17 protein-coding genes and 1 pseudogene are annotated in these 18617 nt (G+C 55.9%); 1 reads left to right on the top strand and 17 read right to left on the bottom strand.

The window, feature by feature from the left end; all coding sequences use genetic code 11:
- Positions 1-4: 4 nt before the first annotated feature.
- Positions 5-832: a hypothetical protein gene (locus ICA16_RS00605; RefSeq protein ID WP_210699664.1), complete on the bottom strand. Its 828-nt coding sequence runs from the start codon at positions 830-832 to the stop codon at positions 5-7.
- Positions 829-2535: a zinc ribbon domain-containing protein gene (locus tag ICA16_RS00600; RefSeq protein ID WP_210699663.1), complete on the bottom strand. Its 1707-nt coding sequence runs from the start codon at positions 2533-2535 to the stop codon at positions 829-831. The genes ICA16_RS00605 and ICA16_RS00600 overlap by 4 nt, the downstream gene beginning before the upstream one ends.
- A gap of 70 nt (positions 2536-2605) precedes the next feature.
- Between ICA16_RS00600 and ICA16_RS28360 the strand changes: the two genes are divergently transcribed.
- Positions 2606-3748 (top strand): N-6 DNA methylase, encoded by a 1143-nt coding sequence (locus ICA16_RS28360; protein WP_210699662.1) that lies wholly within the window; start codon positions 2606-2608, stop codon positions 3746-3748.
- 72 nt (positions 3749-3820) lie between these two features.
- On the opposite strand, the gene umuC is transcribed toward ICA16_RS28360, so the two are convergent.
- The 15 genes and pseudogenes from umuC to ICA16_RS00525 all read right to left on the bottom strand — a co-directional run bounded on the left by umuC (position 3821) and on the right by ICA16_RS00525 (position 18616).
- Positions 3821-5098 carry a translesion error-prone DNA polymerase V subunit UmuC gene (gene umuC / locus ICA16_RS00590; protein WP_210699661.1) on the bottom strand — a complete coding sequence of 426 codons (1278 nt, stop codon included), beginning with the start codon at positions 5096-5098 and terminating at the stop codon, positions 3821-3823.
- On the bottom strand, positions 5091-5516 hold the full coding sequence (locus ICA16_RS00585) for a LexA family protein (RefSeq protein WP_210699660.1): 426 nt from the start codon (positions 5514-5516) through the stop codon (positions 5091-5093). The genes umuC and ICA16_RS00585 overlap by 8 nt, the downstream gene beginning before the upstream one ends.
- A 1394-nt stretch (positions 5517-6910) precedes the next feature.
- Entirely contained in the window at positions 6911-7450 is a 540-nt protein-coding gene (locus ICA16_RS00580) for a lysis system i-spanin subunit Rz (protein ID WP_210699659.1), read from the bottom strand.
- Complete coding sequence (locus tag ICA16_RS00575) at positions 7432-7995, bottom strand: glycoside hydrolase family 19 protein (protein WP_210699658.1); 564 nt, start codon at positions 7993-7995, stop codon at positions 7432-7434. The genes ICA16_RS00580 and ICA16_RS00575 overlap by 19 nt, the downstream gene beginning before the upstream one ends.
- 49 nt (positions 7996-8044) lie before the next feature.
- A complete protein-coding gene (locus ICA16_RS00570; protein WP_210699657.1) occupies positions 8045-9094 on the bottom strand; it encodes a phage late control D family protein in 1050 nt (349 codons plus the stop codon).
- 98 nt (positions 9095-9192) lie between these two features.
- Positions 9193-9399, bottom strand: coding sequence for a tail protein X (locus ICA16_RS00565; protein ID WP_210699656.1), 207 nt, complete (start codon positions 9397-9399; stop codon positions 9193-9195).
- A complete protein-coding gene (locus tag ICA16_RS00560) occupies positions 9374-10219 on the bottom strand; it encodes a phage tail protein (RefSeq protein ID WP_210699655.1) in 846 nt (281 codons plus the stop codon). The genes ICA16_RS00565 and ICA16_RS00560 overlap by 26 nt, the downstream gene beginning before the upstream one ends.
- 9 nt (positions 10220-10228) lie before the next feature.
- Complete coding sequence (locus ICA16_RS00555; RefSeq protein WP_210699654.1) at positions 10229-13048, bottom strand: phage tail tape measure protein; 2820 nt, start codon at positions 13046-13048, stop codon at positions 10229-10231.
- 150 nt (positions 13049-13198) lie between these two features.
- The gene (locus tag ICA16_RS28135; protein ID WP_228734134.1) at positions 13199-13483 is read right to left on the bottom strand and encodes a phage tail assembly protein; all 285 of its coding nucleotides are present in this window, start codon (positions 13481-13483) and stop codon (positions 13199-13201) included.
- 24 nt (positions 13484-13507) lie between these two features.
- Positions 13508-13798, bottom strand: a pseudogene (locus ICA16_RS28130) (phage tail assembly protein); the annotation flags it as partial.
- 13 nt (positions 13799-13811) lie between these two features.
- Positions 13812-14315 carry a phage major tail tube protein gene (locus ICA16_RS00545; RefSeq protein WP_210699652.1) on the bottom strand — a complete coding sequence of 168 codons (504 nt, stop codon included), beginning with the start codon at positions 14313-14315 and terminating at the stop codon, positions 13812-13814.
- A gap of 13 nt (positions 14316-14328) precedes the next feature.
- Positions 14329-15495: a phage tail sheath subtilisin-like domain-containing protein gene (locus ICA16_RS00540; protein WP_210699651.1), complete on the bottom strand. Its 1167-nt coding sequence runs from the start codon at positions 15493-15495 to the stop codon at positions 14329-14331.
- A 103-nt stretch (positions 15496-15598) separates the two neighbouring features.
- A complete protein-coding gene (locus tag ICA16_RS00535; RefSeq protein WP_210699650.1) occupies positions 15599-16042 on the bottom strand; it encodes a tail fiber assembly protein in 444 nt (147 codons plus the stop codon).
- Between the two features lie 9 nt (positions 16043-16051).
- Positions 16052-18013 carry a phage tail protein gene (locus ICA16_RS00530; protein ID WP_210699649.1) on the bottom strand — a complete coding sequence of 654 codons (1962 nt, stop codon included), beginning with the start codon at positions 18011-18013 and terminating at the stop codon, positions 16052-16054.
- Positions 18014-18616, bottom strand: a complete 603-nt coding sequence (locus ICA16_RS00525) for a phage tail protein I (RefSeq protein WP_210699648.1) — start codon at positions 18614-18616, stop codon at positions 18014-18016.
- Position 18617: the final 1 nt, after the last annotated feature.

Genomic DNA, 18617 nt, shown 5'->3' with positions numbered 1-18617 from the left:
GCAGTCAAAGACCATAATGATCACGAAAATCCACATATGAGGATTTAAGATAGTTCAAATCCTCAGGATTAGAGGAAAATATCTGGTAGAGTTTTAAATACTCCCGCTTATCTTTGCGCAGATCACCGGACCACCCGCCTTTTTCGACAGATTGAGTCAGCATTGCTTCGAAAAGAAAATCATTGAACTCGAAGACAAGATTCTGGCAGATATTAAAAACATTGTTCACCGCATCAAGAGTGGGCGAGATAGGTTTTTCCAAGTAAGCTGAAAACTGGTCAAGCCCCAGTTCAATAGCATTTTTTGACCCAAGGTGCCCAGCGCGATGCGCAACGCAATGGCGAAGATGACAAACTTTGTCAAACTCATCTAACGCCGAGCCAAGCGCAGCATGTTGTTGAAGGTTTACCTTAATACCAAGAAAAGTACTTACATGATCAATTATATGTTTTTTTGATGAAAAAACACTTTCTTCCAGCAATGCTTCCGGCAGCAACTCTGGCGCGTGAAACAACACCGCACCATACGTAAGCTTATTTCTATAACTTTCCTTCCTTATATCCGCAACAGTCAAAAGAATATTTCTGATCATTGATCTAAAATACGACTCCGTACTAGAAACAATTCCAATTATGGAGAGGTTTGACTTCATATTCCATGCGCCGTTATCTTCCTCTGCACCCAAGATGGTAGTGAGCAACTCCCTATGATAAATAAATCTTTGCAAGGGGGAGCGACGCTGCTCCTCAACATCTTTAAAATACACAGAAGAATCAAAAGTGGACGAAGTGCGAGATCCGGATATCTGACTTTTAAACTTAGGCTTCTTCATACCAAAAACTCATCTACCCAGCGATTAACTCGCGTATAAATATCGTACGCACGTGCCGCCTTCACCCGATGTGCCTTTTGTAATTCATTTGCAGGATCTTGACTCTTTATCACATCACCAACGGTTTTGAAATTTGTATAATCGCTTATCGATTTCTTCTGAAAGGCTGTTAATGGCAGCTGATTCAACTCAGTCTCCATGCAGCGTTTGAATGCTGATTCGTCAACTAGAGTCTTGCCACAGTTATGACAGAACTTTTGTTTTTCCGCCATTCGGCTGGCACCACAATTTGTACAAGGAGGAAGATCAAGTTCAAGAAGGGCCAAGTCACTTGTTGGTAAAAGCCTCTCCAACGATGGTCTTGCGGGGTGCTTGGAAGACTTACTTTTAATTCGGCTAAGCAAAACACTAGCATTGAACCCACGACTCTTAGTGAGAACTCGAGCTTCAAAGAGCATAACTGCATGCGGAATGAATCGCCGTAGTTTTCTTTCAGGTCCGTGTGAGACCGGATCCGCCTCATACAGTAATCCTGCTTCAATCAAGAAGCGGATCATTCGCTCTGCCTTTACAGGTAAATTCGCAAGCCCGACAGTAATTGTTTTCTCAAACGCATCTGAGTCGCCTGCATCAAGCTTTTCGTAATTGAGTATTTTAAGCAACGAAATTATTCGATTAATAAATTCGCGCCCCGTAGAAATTATACCTCCATATTGGGGAAGTTTTTGACTGAGGGACATATACTCATCAATGATAAATCCTTTTCGCTCAGAGATAACCTTGTTAAATCCGCTTTGAGCAGTTGTTGACCCACTTTGTTCATAATCACGCACCATCATGATATATGATCTAGGATTTCCAAATGCCGCATATTTGAGAAGATCAAGCACTTCCACTGGAATATTTAGATCTGATTCAAAACGATTGTCGGTCAGTGCAGTCATGAAGCTTAGATACTTGGGGTTCTCAACACTGAGCCAGACATTGACAGGCTCCGCATCATGCCCCAAGTGAAATCTCGGACCGTATTGTGTGCTACCTGGATACACTGATGCTTTAGGTGAAATGTGCGCTGTCTTGAGACTTCGAAAAACCTCAAAAAACTCAATCATGTAAGCAGGAGTAAGCGTGAGCGCTGCGTCATCTAATAACAAAACTGCTCGCTTTCTTCCTTTAGCGGCTGTCGCCTTTTCAACGTAAAATATTGTCTTTTCGATGGATATTGCGTACACCAACTCATCATGCGCCGAGTTGTACTGCTGCTTCTCAACCGCTTCAATAAAGGATTGAAGGCTTTCGAGCGACAACTCAGGGTGCTCACTAGGTTGATCTAATACTTTAAGACATTCACGCAATATTTTACTTAACACCCAAGCATGAAAAACACTGACTGCGTTTGATGACTCTGTTAAATATGTCTCAAGGCGGAGATAATGATTAAAGGAAATATAAAGGGCCAGCGGTTTTTTGATATCTTCTTCACACACTAAATACGCCAAGCGCATATGATGGGTTTTACCAGTACCGCGAGGTCCAATAAGTAATTTCGCCCCAACTTGAAATATCTTGCTCTGGATGCTGGAAAAGTGCTCATCCTTTGCCGTTTTCCCGATAATGAAATCATCAGGAAGGTAGTCTGCCCGCTCTTCGAAGTCATGCGACTCGATGTCATTTCCATCTTTAGAACTTATGTCCTGCGGCATACTATGATTCCTTTACAGAGCCACCATTTTTTGTTAGCTTATCAAAATCAGCGATAGGTGTCGAAAAAAGATGTACGAGCAGTATTACACTGAACAAACAATTGGCAAGCAGCTTATAAAAATGCTACCTCGGTTCAATGTAGAACGATGTGTAGAGTTAAGCGCCGGACAAGGAGCATTACTTGAGCCAGTTGTAAGGAGATGGCCGCTTGCCCAACTCACCACATGCGAACTAGATCCTGCAAACGTTGAAATATTGAAAGAACACTTCGAAGGCGCTCATTACAACATAGACGTCCTAGACGGTGCGTTCGAGAATTTGCTTTCTAAATTTGGAGATTCGTTCGATTTAGCGATTAGTAACCCACCATATCGCTGGAGAACTCCCACCTCGTATGATCGCGAACTAATTACGAGTTTTGGCCTTCAAGATATATTTAAACACAAACGACTTCGAACAGAAGTACTTTTCATACTACAAAACATCAGACTTCTGCGCGACGAGGGCTTCGCTGCCTTTATTCTTCCCGAGCTAGTAATAAAATCCGACTACCTAAAAAGTTTTCGTTCCAGCATACTTAATTTTTGTAGCGTAGTAGCTCTAGCAGAAATAGTTGACGGAAAATTTAAAGGCACAGAGGCGCGCACTTACATTTTGGTTATCCAAAAGACTACTCCGAAGCAAAAATTCACTTACTCTTCATTGACCGGAATCAAAGAGAAACGTCCAGTGTCCGACTTTGTCAACGGACTTAGAAACATGAGTCTGCAGGACGTAAGACCAAGCATTTTGTTCGACATCAAAAGAGGCAACCTATCGGGTAAAGAGTGCAAACAATTAGGGACTCCCTACTACCATACCAGTGGCTTTTTCGATCCCCCCATGATGTCAACATGCGTACCTGCAGGCTTATCACGCCCCCCTATATTGGCAGAGCACGGTGACATCCTTATTAGTCGCGTCGGCACTAGGGTCCTTGGAAACATCACAATAGTCGAATGCAAAAGCTATATAATTTCCGATTGCGTATTTCGGCTAAGGTTTACAGATAACACACTACCCACTAGTTTTATTCAATATTGGAATAGCCAATTAGATTCATTGCGAGCGAATGCACGAGGCACATGCGCGAAGTACATTACTAAGCACGACTTATCCGCAAAAGTTTATGACTTCCTCAAAAACAACCACTACCACATGTGCGCTATTTAACTTTTCTTACTATCCGCCCCTAAGGAGCAATAAGAATCTACATAGCGCGCGGTCGCCAAAACCCGCCGGTCGTTACCTACAGCTAACTATCCACAATTGATCTAAGCGCGTTGTATAGCTATGGCTCTTCATCTCCCGCCGCATACCCCAATCTGGATTGCTCGGCACACTTGCGGCCCGAAGCGTCCCCCTACCCCACCGTCCATTGATTTCATCCAACACCGCCATCACCTTGGTCGCCTCAGCAGGCTGAGAAATGGCGAACAGGTCATCCGTGTATTGGCCCGGTTGGCATAGATTCAGCAGCATGACTTCAGCTTTGCTGTAACTGAAACCAGGACGGAACAGGCGGTCAAGCGCGTCGATTGCTGCCGTTGTCAGGAGCCGGACGTCATCCGTTGGGTAAGGCAGATCCACCACGACACCATTCGCATATTTAGCCTCATTGGGGTTAAACATTCCGGTGCGGATGCTGACCCGGATCTTCTTGCAAAGCGACTTTTGCGCTCGGAGCTTTTCCGATGCCCGCATCATATAGGTTGCCACAGCCTCTTTTATCGGCGGCAGCTCCTTCAGCCTTTTACCGAACATCCGGCTGCAGCAGATCTCCTGCTTTGGCGGATCCGGCTCATCCAGCTCCAGGCACGGCGTGCCGGCCAATTCCCGGGCAGTTTTCTCGATCACCACGCTGAAGTTTTTTCTCAACGTCCACGGATCGGCCTTGGCCAGATCCATTGCGGTCTTGATCCCCATGCCATCCAAGTGCATTTTCATGCGCCGGCCTACTCCCCACACCTCCGCTACGTCCGTATTACGCAGCACCCAGTCGCGCTTGATTGGGTCGCAGATGTTCACAACGCCACCGGTTTGCGCCTGCAAGCGTTTGGCGGTGTGGTTGGCCAGCTTGGCCAGGGTCTTGGTATGCGCGATGCCGACACCGACCGGGATGCCCGTGCAGCGCAGCACCTGGCTGCGGATCTTGCGGCCGAGGGCGTCCAGGTCATTAATGCCGGTGAGGTCGACGAAGGCTTCGTCGATGCTGTAGACCTCAACGGCCGGTACCATCGACTCGATCAGTGTCATGACACGCTCACTCATGTCACCGTAAAGCGCATAGTTCGAGGAAAACGGGACGATGCCATGCTGCTTGAGCTTGTGCTTGATCTGGAAGTACGGCTCGCCCATTTTCACGTAGGGCTTTGCGTCGTAGCTGCGGGCGATGACGCAGCCGTCGTTGTTCGACAGCACTAAGATAGGCACCTTGGCGAGGTCAGGGCGAAACACGCGCTCGCAGCTGGCATAGAAACTGTTGCAATCGATCAGGCCGAATACCGGCGGCACGTTAGACATGGCTGCGCACGCTGCTGGTGATCACACCCCAAATCGACAGCTCGTCACCCTCAAGGACGTACCGTGGCGGGTACTTGGGGTTTTCCGACATCAGGATGACCTCCCTACCGCGAAGGCATAGGCGCTTGCATACGGGCTCATTGTTCAACAGCGCAATGACGATGTGGCCGTGGGCGGGCTCAATTGATCGATCGACAATGGCCAAGTCTCCCTCATAGATCCCCGCGCCCTGCATGCTTTCACCGGCGAGTGACACCAAGTAGACGTGTGGCGCACGAATGTTCAGCATCTCATCTAGCGATATCTGCGCTTCAATATGATCCGCAGCCGGCGAGGGAAAGCCGGCCGGGACTCGGAAGAGACATAGCGGCACCTTCGAACCGCCCTCACTGATCGGACCTAGAATTGAGTAACTCATGACGCACGACTTCCAATACTGTACGAATATACAGTTAACTTTTTGAAAGCCGTCCGGTCAATTCTTGCCGGAAATATCAGACCAGCGGGGCACCCAAACGTAAGCATCACCACTTCAGGTAAGCGCTCCCCTCCTCCACCTCGCGCTTTGAACCCGCGACCTGGAGACTGTCCGGCAAACGATGCGCACCCTTCAGACGAGCAATTCGCCCCCCACTCCGGTCAGCAGAGCTCATCGTCCAACGCTGGAGGACGCGGAGACGAAGCAAAAAATCGATTCAGAGCGGTTTTTTTTCAAAAAAAATTATTTTTTTTACGAAGAGGAGGGACTTGAAGAATCTGGATACGAGGAGTGTATTAGAAAATAAACGCTTTGGACAAAGCTAGCGCTAGGGGTCCCAAGAACGTGGGATTGCGTATGGTATAGAAAATGACCAAAGGTTGGTCTTTGAGGCGATTTTGGTCTAAAAAATGCATTTGTGCAAGCTTTTTAATTTTTTGGATGATTGAGAATGTCTTAGGGGTATATCTAGCGAAAGCCAATTACGCTACAAGCCACGGATGACGTGGGCTGCAGCGGATTACGAAATTTCAACATCGACATAAAAAACAAACTAAGCTGTATAGACAAACATTCCGCCTTATTTAAAACACCAGATCAACACAAATACCCCAATAATAAATCCGACAACCCGCCATCCCGCCTTTTAGATATCAAACTCAGTAGTGTAAGCACAAACACAACCAGTGGTTAAAGGCGGTTCTACAATATTAAATTAGGGTTTGAACAAGCCGTTCTAAAACAGCAAGAAAAAACAACGATGAAAACCTTCAAACCCCTTATAAATCAAGGCCTCCATCCATTTCAGAGAGAAACAAAAACATATAAAAAAACGTTTTTCTTAGTGTCTCAGTTTTTCCACCACAGGTCCGTGGTCGCGATTGACGAGTTTTAAAGCCCGCTCTAAGATCACTCCCATCAGCCACACAGAACCAAAACGCCACGTCTCATTTGAGATTCCGGCGAGGGCCCCTGTCGGTTTGATGAAAGGAAAAAACGAAAGTAAGAAAAAAAAGCAAAAAAAAAGCTGAAGGGCGGCAACCCTCCAGCCTGCTGCAAAACCACGGATCGTTAACGCTTAGGCCGATCCGGCACCGAAATGATGCTGGCTTCACAGATTCTCGCGAATCAAAAGTAGCATAGATCATGGATGGTGAGCCATGGCCCTTGGTCGCTTGCGACTAAGGACTTGGTGACTGAGCATCACGAAGAGGATGCAAAATGTCCATTAGCCATTTGATGTTGATCTTGGCAATTGAGGTGGTTCGTCTGCTTCAAGACGTACTGCCACTGTTGCTTGCCTGATAAAAGAAGCCGGGGAAACCCGGCTTTTTTCATTGGAAAGTGATCGCTTTGACATAACCTTGGCACGCAGCCAATGCTATCAGTCCCCGGTCGCCGTCATCGGTGACGCGGATAATTCGTTGAGCATGCGCTGGGTCAAGTTCGGCTCTTGTGGGGCCATGAACCACGCCGCCGGTGGCGGTGGTGGATGACACCGATCGGTTGTCGGCGCCGGTGGTGGCGTCGAGTAGGACTGACAGGCGCAGATCAGCAGTGGCAAGGCGGTCGCGCAGGCGACCTTGATCACGTTGGGCATCACTCAAGGCTCGATAGTGGGTTTGTTCACTGGTTGCCAGGCGCTGCTCGAGTGCGAGACGTTTGTCCTGTTCGGCACGCTGCAGCGCGACCGAGTCTAGGGCCTGTTGATTCAGGGTTTCGGTGTGGAGTTGGGCCTGCTCTGCGAGCTGCTTGCCGTAGCGCCAATCCTGGACTTGCCAAGTAATGGCCGCGGAACCACCGACTAAAACGACCAGCAACACTCCTTTTGCCAGCAGCCGATACGACGCCGGGATCAGTTTGCCGAGACGCATAGCACCGCCCTCGCCCGCCCCCACAACTCCAGCCGATCCTGCAGGCCATTGAGGCCGCCGTTGATCATGCGGGTGATCGTGTTGAATTCGTTTTGATCGGCCAGCGCGTTCAGCCCATTCACGGACCAGAACCATGCGGCCGACTCAGCGGCCCACTGCGGCAGCTCCAGAAGTTCAGGCGTGCGCAGCAATCGCTCGTCACCGAACAGCGCCAAGCTGCAGCGCAGGTAGTTGTCATGACCGGTGACCTGGATCAGGCCACGACCGCGATAGCGCTGGCCATCGCCATCCGCTGCCGGCGTGTTGCCCAGTTTCGCAGCCAGGTTGCCGGTGTCGTATTTGCTCAAGTACTGGTCGCCGCCTAGCTCCCGGACGTACTGCAGCTGGCCCGACTCGTGACCGACTTGCGCCAGAAAAGCGGCTTGCCGTTTCGGCGTGTTGATCTGCCTATGGGCCATGGCTGCATTGAGGGCGGATACAAAAACGCCCGCTTGGCGGCGGGCGTTGGGCATGATGCTTTGCAGCTGTTGTTCAGTGATGGACATACAAACTCCAGACGTAAAAAAACCGCACTCAGGCGGCAATGGGATGCGGCTATTGCTTCTCGATGTTCACCACCTTGAGAGGTGGTTTCGGCCCTTTCTTTTTCTTGCCCTTGGATTTACCGGCTTTGCCGGCATTGCATTCGACCGTGGTCGACCAGCCGGACTGGGTGAACACCTGCTCGACCGAGTCCGCCAGATACTCGCCATCAAGCCCGACCTTGAAACCCTGAGCGATGATGGGACGCTCGGCAAAGATGTCCGTCCGGCCGGGCATTTCAAGCCGCACATCGGCGGTCGAGCGGTTGAACGCTGACAATCGGGCCTTGGCCGCCGCTTCAGCAGCGCCCCTGTCTGGGTAGATATGACGGTCGGTATGTACTGCCGGCAGCCCGTCCGGAGCGTCATCATTGTCGATGGTGACCACCGCCAGCTTGCCGTTCTTTTTGTCCTGGTGCTTGGTGGCCACCGCCTTTTGTGAGTTGCGATCACCGAGACTGAATTGCCAACGGCTGAGGTCGCGTCGGGTCAGGGTAATGGCGCCAAACGCCTTACCGCTGGCCGTCTGGCCACCTTGGCGCGGCATCACCAATAGTTTGCCGTCGGCGACCTTGGCCGTGCAGTCGTAATGCTTGGCCAGTCGGGTGATGAAATTAAAATCGGACTCGTTGAGCTGGTCGACCCGGGCGACCTTGGTCGACACCGGACACACCGGCGTCCAGCCATTGCGCGCGGCTACGTCAGCCACGATCTTCGACAACGGCACACCTTCCCAGCTTCCGCTACGGATGGTTTTGCCACTGCCACGCACGTCGCTGGCCTTGCCCTTGATCACGATGGTGTCGGGCGGGCCTGACACCTCAATCGTGTCCACGGTGTAGCTGCCCATACGCGCCAAGGTCGTCTCGGCATAGCCCAGGTAAATCTCGATTGAGCTGCCGCGCCTTGGCAATTGAACTTGCCCGTCACGGTCGTCGATACGCAACTCAAACTCGTCGGACTCCATGCCCGGCTTGTCAGAGGTACGGAGCTGCAACAACCGATCATTGATCTTGGCCGTGACATCAGCCCCATCAGCGACGATTCGAAACATCGGTGTCATGGATTTTTTCCAATAAAAAACCCGCACAAGGCGGGCCAGAAAAACAAGGTGTCGTTACGCGTAACGCGACGCGGCGCCGGCGAAGGCATCGCCCCGGGTCAATCCCACAAGCTGACGCCTTCACTGGTCGGGCTTGGCAGATCCGGCAGGACGATAATCACGCCCGACCGGAACGGCTGAGGTTCATCAGCCAGCCCCTGATTGACATCGAGCACAGCCTCGACGCTGCCATTCAGATGGCCGTAAACGTTGTGGCAAATGACATCGAGCATGTCGCCATCAGACGTCCTGCATGTCGTCGCCATAGCGCTCAAACTCCAAAGTGAAGCCCTGTTTTCGAGCAATCCCGCCGTGGAGCAGCGCGGACTGTTCCTCGTTGATGTTTTTCAGGCACCACGTTCCGATCACCTCGCCATAACCCGTGGTCAGAGTCAGCTGTTGCAGCCTGGCCCCGATGGAACGCAGCGTGTCGAGCTGCTTCAAGCCGCCTTTGAAGCCCGGGTAGATCGTGCCCTTGAGCGTCAACTTTTCATCGCCCATACCGATGGCCTGCTTCGCCGGTCGACGCGTCAAGCGCTCCTGCGAGGCCCAGCGGAATTCAGTCGAACGGCTCAGCTCATCAAAGGCCGCCGTGTCCAGGTTGAAGTAATACGGCTCAATTTTCGGATCGCGCGGCTGAATGATCATCAGGTGCGGGAACGGCTTTACCGCCTCCGGCGCCGGCGCGGCATCCACGGCAAAGGAACTGGTGGGCACGATGTTGGCCAGCGCCGGGCTGACTTTGCCGGCGACGTTGTTGATCGCCGTGGCCGCCTTGCCCGCCTGTTCCTTCAACGTCCCTAACCGCTCCTGCACCTCGGCGGCCGCCCGAGTGGCACGGCCGTAAACCGCCGCCACCTGACCGACCTTGGCTTGAGCCGCATCGACGCCGCGCATTACCCGCTGAAGTTTGGCGCCGATGGCCGGCCCGACAAACGGGATGTTCTCCAGCTCGGACGCGGCACCGGTCAGTTCGCGGATAGCACCGTTGACCGGGCTCAGCATGCCATCCGCGCTACGCCGCCCGGTTTCCGCCGCCTCCACCAGATACTTCAGAGTTGATTGCATCTGTTCCATGTAAGCCATGAAACCTCCTTACACATGGGGTTCGTCGTACAGCTTGGCAGCGTTACTCTTCGCCGCGTCCGCCATCATTCGCTGCATGTGCGGCATCAGATCCTGCGCCAAGGCCTGCGGGTCTTTGACATCACCCTGCACGGTCACCGGCATGCTCAGCGAGTATTGAAACTGCTGATCGACCTTGGCCGGTACCGGCTTTTCTGGCTCTTTGGGTTGGATCGCCAGCGCTGCCGACTTGAGTGGCGCCGTCACCGCCATCGAGCGCGCGACATCCCCCAGCACCGGGCCTTGCTGCGCCGCTGACGCCATCATGAGCGGCGTGGTGGGCACGGGCGCCTTTGGCTTTTCCTCGGGCTTTTCATCCTCGCCACCGAACAGCGATTTACCCAAGGATCCGCCCAGCGCCGCACCGCCCTGACTGCCCAGATAGGCGCCGATCAAGCCGCCGATAGCCGTGCCGATGATCGGCACCACCGAACCAATGGCCGCACCCGCCGCTGCACCGGCCATGGTGCCTGCCAGATTGCCAGCCGCTGCACCATAACCCTCGGCCTTTTCATCCTTGGTCTTGGCGTTTTGAAAGGTTTCAAGCGCCATCGCGCCGGACTCCAGCAGCGTGCCGCCAGGAATGACCTTGGCCACCTTGCCGACCTTGCCGACGGCTTGCACAACCCCGCCCAGCTTGGCCATCGTCCCGGCCGGGACAGGTGGCACCGGTGGAATCGGCGGCCGTGGCACGGGAACGGGCGGGCGCGGTACGGGTACGGGCGGCCGTGGCCCCGGCTGTCGTGGTGGCCTAGGGGGAGACAACGACCGGCGCCGCGAAGCACCGCGCCGCGAACCGCGACCACGCCGGCGAGATTCACCCGGAGCATCTGCACCACCGGCGCCGCCCAAGGCGCTGGCATTGACGACGAACACCTTCTTGACCGCATCGTCACCGCCGCCCGCCTCGTCCTCACCATCGCCGCCCGAGACGGCTTCCTGGGCCAGCGACACGACTTTGAGGCCGGTGGAAACCAGGTCGAGTTTCCCGGGCTTCTTGTCGCCGCCTTCCCCGGCATCGTCGGCGCCATCTGCCGGCGTGCCCTTGAACGCAGCCACTGCCTTGAGGCCGGTTTCAACCAGCGACAGCGCTTTACCGGCCTTGCCTTTCGGTTCGGCATTACCGCCGCCGTCGCCATCCTCGGCGTTGGTCACAAAGACCTTTTGCACTTCACCTGACTTGCCTTTACCCAAGGCACCGCGCGCCAGGTTGAGCATCCCTTTGCCCATCTTGAAAGAGCTATACAGACCGGACAGTCCAACGAGCGCGGCACCCACCAATCCGATTCCCGTCACGACGCTGGGCGAGCTATCCGACAGCGAAGTGATGCCCTTCGCGACCTTGGTCAACGACTCCGCGACGACGTCCGTCACCGGTCGCAGGGCATCACCAATGCTGCGCATGGAGTCATCCATCGACTGGGCCATTTCTGCCCACTTCTGCGACGACGACTCACGTCGCTCGGCGAGGTTTTTGTCGAGGATCCCGGTCGCCTCGCGCGAATCGTTTTTAAGCTGGCTGTACAGCGCCTTGTTCTGCATGTAGGCCGACAGCGCCGCCTTAACCTGCATGTCAGCGAACAGGTCGCCGGTGCGCAGGGATTCTTCCAGCGAGGCCATCATGGCCTTGGCCTTTTCTGGGTCGGCTTCCTTGCTGATTTTTGAAGTCGCTTCGGCCATGGCCGCCGCGCGCTTCGGATCGGTCGCCTGAATGTATTTCTGAGCCAGCGCCATACTGGTTTCGAGCGTCGACATGCCGTTTTGCAAGCCGGTCTGCATCGATCCCTTGTAATCAATCCCGGCTTTTTCGTAGGCCTTGACCGTGTCGGTCGAGCCGATTTTGCCCATCCAGTTTTTCAGGTTGTTGGCCGCTTCGTCCGAACTGCCGGCCTGCTTCATCTGCACCTGCAGCATGGCGCCCAATTGCGTCACCGCGTCCATGCCGGTGATGCCGTTGCTGGCCATGTTGGCCAGCAACTCCGGAAACCACTTGGCCATGTCGGCCGCTTCAAAGCTGCCCGCCTGCCCTTGGTACGCAATCGCCTCCAGCGCCTGCTGCATCTGCTTGGGATCGGTGATCTTGGCGTTCTGCCCCAGGGCATTGATCATCTTCGCCGTGTCGACGCCGCTGGATCCCTGCCCCACGACAAACTTGGCCGCGACAGGCGCGTACTCCAGCGCCTTGCTCAGGTCCATACCGGCGCCGACCAACTGATTGACCACGTCGGCCACGTCGTTGCGCGCCATGCCGGTGTCGCGCGAAGTGTCGATGATCTTGCGCGACATCTCCTGCTCTTGCGGCTTGTTGGCAATGCCGGCCTTGATCGCGATATCCCGCACAATGGCGCCAAAATCCGCGCTGACCTTGGTCGGTACCGCCATGGCACCGACACCGACCACCGCTGCACCGACGGCGCCTTTCATGCCCTTTACGCCGGAATCAATCTGCTGATGCCCCTTGGCTTTCAGCTCGGCTTTGTTGGCCGTCTGCCCCATCGAGCGATAGGCTTTTTCCAGCCGGCCGACCTCGACCCCCTGCTTTTTCAGGCTGTCGAGGTTTGAGTTCAAACGGTTGAGTAATTTGGACGCACCGGCCGCGCCGGTGTCGTGAGCCTTCTTCCATTCTTCGCGCAGGCGGATGGTGTCGCCAATCGTGCGCTGCAGCACACGCGCTTTGTTGCCTTCTGCCTCGAGGCGCTTGATGCGCCCGGTCACATCCTTGAACGCGGCGCCGACCGTCGAACTGACGGCGCCGCCGATCACCAGCCCGAGGGCGATTTTGTTTGCCATGTGACGGCCCCCATGTGCCCAGCACTACCTAAAGCGGCTCAATCCGTGAGCCACCACACCATATCCGCGAACGGCATCGACTGGATCTCAGCGGCGGAAAATCCGGTTTCCGCCGCCAGACGTTTCGCCGCCGACTTGATCACGCTGGGGTTAAAGCCCGTCGTCGTTGTCCATGCGAAAATAGCCGGCCTGCAAGCGGTTAAAATCCACCAGCTTCAGCCCCTCCAGATCCGCCACCGACGCCCCGGACAGCGCCGCAAACAACACCAGCTCGCGCTGTTCATCGTCGCCACTGACTTCACGGTTGGCCGCACGCACGTCGCCCACAGTAGGGGAGCGCAAGGCCAGCTTGTCGACCGTCACGCCGTTGATTTCGCTCGGACACCAGAACGTCACCACCACCTGATCGGTCGTCAGCGACAACCATGCCGGCATCGAGTCCGAATAATCGGTTTTCGGCACCAGGTGCGTATACGCCGCCTGCACGCGGCGATAGTCGGCCATCTTGAGGCCTTCAAGATCCTTCAGCCCGACTTCAGCCAGACCGGCGAACAACATCAGCTCGCGCTGTTCGTCGTCACCATTGGCGGCGCGGTCGGCCGCGCGCACCGCACGCACGGTCGGGGCTCGCAGGGTCAACGCCTCAACGTCGACGCTGTTTGCTTGACTGGGACGGGTCAGCGTTACGACGGCACCGATTGCACTGAGCGACAGCCAGGCCGGCAGGTTTCTAGCGATTGCTTGAGTCATCTAGATCTATTCCTTACAGGCCGAGCGCGTTGCGCACTTCGAGCAGTTGGTCTGTGCCGTCGATCACCTGAATGCCGGCGACCATGTCGATTTCGTACATCAGGCGCCCGTCGATTTCGAGCTTGTAGTACGTGACCGAAACTGCGTGTTTGATCTCGGCCGCATCACCGGCTTTCCAGTCACCGAGATCGACCTCTTTGAGGCGACCGCGCAGGGTGGCAACGACCGCTGTCACCGCGCCCTTGTGACCTCTGAAGGCACCTCGGAACGTGGCGTTGAACGCCGTGCCGTCGGCCAAACCGAAGTACTTCAGCGACTCGCGGCGCACGCCCTTGGTGACAAACGAGGCTTCCATTTTTTCCAGCCCCTGATCCATATCGATGGGGCCGGCCATGCCGCCGCCACGATATTCGTCGGTCTTGGTGGTCAGTTTGGGCAGCGTCATGCTCGGCACGTCGCCGGAGAAGTTCACGCCGTCGACGAACAGGTTGGTGTTGTACAAAGTCTGAGGAATCATTTGCTACGCCCCCTTAGGCTGCTTCAAGCACTTCGGTCATCCACTGATCGGTGACTTCGAAAAGGAAATTCGGGTTTTCTGCCGGCGGCACGTCGGTGAAACGGATGCGCCAATACACCTTGCCTTGGGCGATCTGGCTGGCCGTGTTCAGTTCGGTGTCGGGGAATACTTCAAAGTTGATGATCGCGCCCTGGGCTTTCAGGTCGCGCATGAACGCATCCAGACCGTTGGTGACATCGGCCACGTAGGTCTTGGTGATCGAGCGGTCGACCGCCCATTTGTGCCCGGCCTGCACCGCATCCATGAGGATGAACAGCGTGCGAACGCGAGTAACGAAGGCCCACTTCGGATCGCTCGACAGCGTGCGGTTGCCCCACAGGCGGTAACCGTCATCGCGAATGATCGTGGTGATATTGGCGTTGTTGGGCAGGTTGGCCCGGCACGTCTCGTCGCCGTCCAGGTACTCGACCGCGCGGCCGGTACCGGTGATACCGGTCAATTCCTTGTTCGATGGCGAGGCCCAGAAACCGTATTCAGCATCGGTCCACGCAAACAGGCCTGCTGCCCAAGCCGAGCCGGGCGCATCGACCGTCGAACTGGTAACGGTGTCCCAATACTTGACGCCCGGGTCGACCATGAACAGGTTGCGACTGCCGAAGTTCTCGGCGTAGGCAATCGCGGCCTCGTCGGTCGTACCCGGGCCGTCGATGATGCCGATAGCGCGCAGCTTCTGCGCCACGCTGTCGAGCGCAGTGGCCACCGCCTGAGTCGCCGTATGGCCCGGCGCGATCAACAGCCGCGGCTGCGCGTTGAACAGGCTCTTACCATCGAGCAGCGCCTGCAAGCCAGTACGCTGACCCGACTCCAGAACACCGCCGATGATCGCCGAGGTCTGCAGCGCGGCGTCTTCCAGCTTGGCCACACCGATAGCGACAATCACGGCCTTGGCTTTGACGAAGATCGCCTGACAGGCCTTGGTGATAGCCGAATCGGCGCCGAAGGCGGCAATGGATTCGCGCTCGGTGGTGATCAACTTCAGTTCGCCGGCCTTGGCCGTACCGCCGCCGAGAATGCCCGGTGTGAAGGTGTCGCACAGGCCGATAATCGACGAAGACGGCAGCGAGATGGTGCGCGCTCCCGTCTTGACATCAGTGGTCGTGACGCCGTGAAAGAAACTCATAAAGTCCAATCTCCAGAAACGAAAAAGCCCCGCTTAAGCGAGGCTGTGAGGGTGTTGGTGTTACGCGTAACGAAATGAAAAACGCCCCGTCGGTGCGGGGCGTTTAGTCGGGTTGTGCTGACAGCCAGGTCGGCGCCGGCGGCCGGTGTTCGGCGAGCGGGAATTGCGAGCCTTGCGGCCAGTCGCGCAACTGACGGCGGTAGGCTTGCAGCTCGGTATATTGCTCGGCCGTGATCGAGGTTGCGCCGCCTTCCTCGACCTCGTCGCGGTGCCGGGACACCAGCGGATCGGACAGCGCCAATTGCGCATCACGCCAAGCCCGCTCTAGACCCGCCAGCTCGTCAGAATCGAGCGGCGGCGGATCAATCAGCACCGGCTGACCATCGGGCCGGGACGACATTTTTTTTGGACTGGTCGACAACTCATCGAGCAATGACTGCCAAACACTTGCCGCCACTTCGACAACGTCCGTTGGCATGTCCGCGCCATGAATTCCAGGAATATAAGCCCCGCATGTAGATGGACTGAAAAATACGATCTTGCTCATCTTTATCCCCTATTGCCCTATTGCCCGCCACCAAACTGTCCAATTCGGATCAGACGCTCCTGCCGCGTTTTGCACACGCAACGTGCAACCTGTCGACCTCAGATTCGCCCCCATAAGCGCGTGCATCAAACTCATCGATCCGACATGCGTCATCGTGATGTTTCGCGGCGCATAGGGGAACGGAATAGGAAAGGTGACGTAAACATATCCGTTCGCATCAGTCACGCCCTGTCCCCACTGCTCAATAAGGCCGTCGGGGCGTTTGAACCAACCACTCCCGCCGATGCTGGAGGCAAACAATGGCGAATATTTCAGCGCCGAATCACCATCCTCAAGCACCCAGCCCGTGCCGTCGTTCAGCCGCCTCAAAACCGACATGCTCGACGGCAGCACCGCAAACGGGCCTGACACACTGGAAAGGCTGAGCAGCGACTGGCCGGCTTTGGCCTGAATCGTCAGACCCGCCGTCGTACTCGCCAGCACGGTGATCACCGCTCCCAGCGGCACGGGGCCGGCATCGGGCAAGGTGACCGTGGCAGACGTTCCACCGATGGCAACCAAACGCCCGACATCTGCCGCAGTCAGCGTCGTGCTGCCGTTGTACGCGACCGAATCGGCATAACTACCCTGCGACCGCTGTGCAAACTCCGTCGTAGCGAGGCGCAGGCTGTTATCGAACTTCGGCGGCGTGACGAAGTGCGGCCCACTCATGGTTCCAGCAAAGCGCAGGGCCACCGTACCCCCGACCAACCGCCATTGATCCTGCAAGCGGACGAATTCAGCGGTGTCCCCCAGAGCCAACACCAGCGGCCCAGAAACGCCGCTCGATGTGTAGACCAGGTCGGTACCCGAAGCCACGATTTTCAAACCACCCGGCCCGGCGCAGGCCAGCGTGATAGTGGCCGCATAGGAAACACCTGCAGTTGGTGGCAAGGTCGCCGTGAGCTGTGCCGCGTCGGAGAAGCTGTGAAGGCCGCCGACATGGGTCGCGGTCATGACCAGATTCGCGGAGTTCGTGGTGAAGCCTGAGAACTCAATGCCGCGCTGCTTCACAAACTCAGTCGTCGCTACCGACTTGCTGTTGTCGAACCGCGCCGGTGTCGGGGCCGTCGGATTGCCCGCAAAACTCGGCGAGAACAAACGGGCAAGGCCGTCAGTAATGTCCTTGAAGGTCAGCGCGGTGGTACCCACAACAATCGGGCCATCGGTCACCAGTTGCCAGATCGTGTCGGCCTGCGTTGCGCCAACCTCGACCGCTACCGTCAGGTTCGGCGTGACCTTCGCGTTGTTGTCGGCATCCTTGGCGCGCGCCCAGGCACCGACAGCCACCACATAGGGGCCGTTGTCCTTGGCGGCTGCCTGATTCTTCACCAGCACGCGATCGCCGGTATTCAGCGAAACACCGTCCACCACCTGCAAACCGACCAGCGCGATGTTGGCCGTGGTGGCAGCGCGCACCGACTGCTTAATGTCGAGTTTGCTCAGCTCTTCCAGAATGCGCGAATCGACATACTCACGCGTCGCCAGCACCACTGACGGGTCAATCTTGAGGCTGATTTGCGCCGTGCTGGAAACAATCAGGTTCATCCGCACCACCTGAGTACGGCCCGAACCCTGCGACAGCACCGGCTTGAAGCTCGGCGCGCAGTTGGCCACCGCCACCAGATCGCCGTCAGCGTCATACAGCCCGACCTCACGAATCCAGTGCCCGCCTTCGTCGGCCGGGATGACCTGTTCGGCAATGATCACCGCCGGGTTGACCGGGTCGATGCGCAGTTGATTCAGCGGACGGCGCCGCCATTCGTTGATCAGTTTGGTTTGCTTGGCGCTGGGCTGCGGCTCGGTATCGTTGGCATCGCCCAAGCCCATTTCCGTGATGTTCCAGGGTACGCCCAGCACATTGGCATTCGCCAGCTTGGCCGCCCCCACGTCCGTCAGGATCGCGAAAAACTTTGAGTTCGCATCAATCATTTAATAAATATCCATGATGTCTATGGAGTGTTCACGGCCGACCACGCCGAAGCTGCCGGTTATGTTGATGTCCTGCATTTCCGGCGGGTAGATATCGAGTTCGTCGCCGTCGTAAAGGGTCACGCCGACATTCAAATTGCCCTGTGTTTCCAGGCTGATCGCCAGCCCGATCATGTGCCGGGTAACGGGCTTGGCGTCGTCAATCAGGCGCTCAAGCTCCTGATACATTTCTTCGGTGATGCCGGTATCGAGTACGCCAATCTTTAGTGCGAAGGTGCCCGGCACGCCCTCGGGCACGGTCTTGAACCACTCGACAATCTCGATCAGATAGCCCAGCGGCTCGACCACACGACGGATCGCGCCGATCGTGCCCTTGTGCTTGTGGATGTAAAACGACGCCTTGATGGCCGCGCGCTTGGTCGCCTCAGACCATCGGTAATCCCATCGATCCACTGACCACGCCCACGCCAGATGCGGCAGCAGATGCACGGGACAGGTGTCGGGGTTGTAGAGGTCACGCAGTGGGACAATCGTCTTTTCGAAAAACGCGGCCTCCATGGCCCGTTCCAATTGCGTGCTGTTGAGCGGCAGTAGACTTTTCATA

Origin of the sequence: Pseudomonas anatoliensis (assembly GCF_017976235.1) — a bacterium.
GTDB classification, from domain to species: Bacteria; Pseudomonadota; Gammaproteobacteria; order Pseudomonadales; family Pseudomonadaceae; genus Aquipseudomonas; species Aquipseudomonas anatoliensis.
This window is presented reverse-complemented; position numbering and strand designations above follow the sequence as displayed.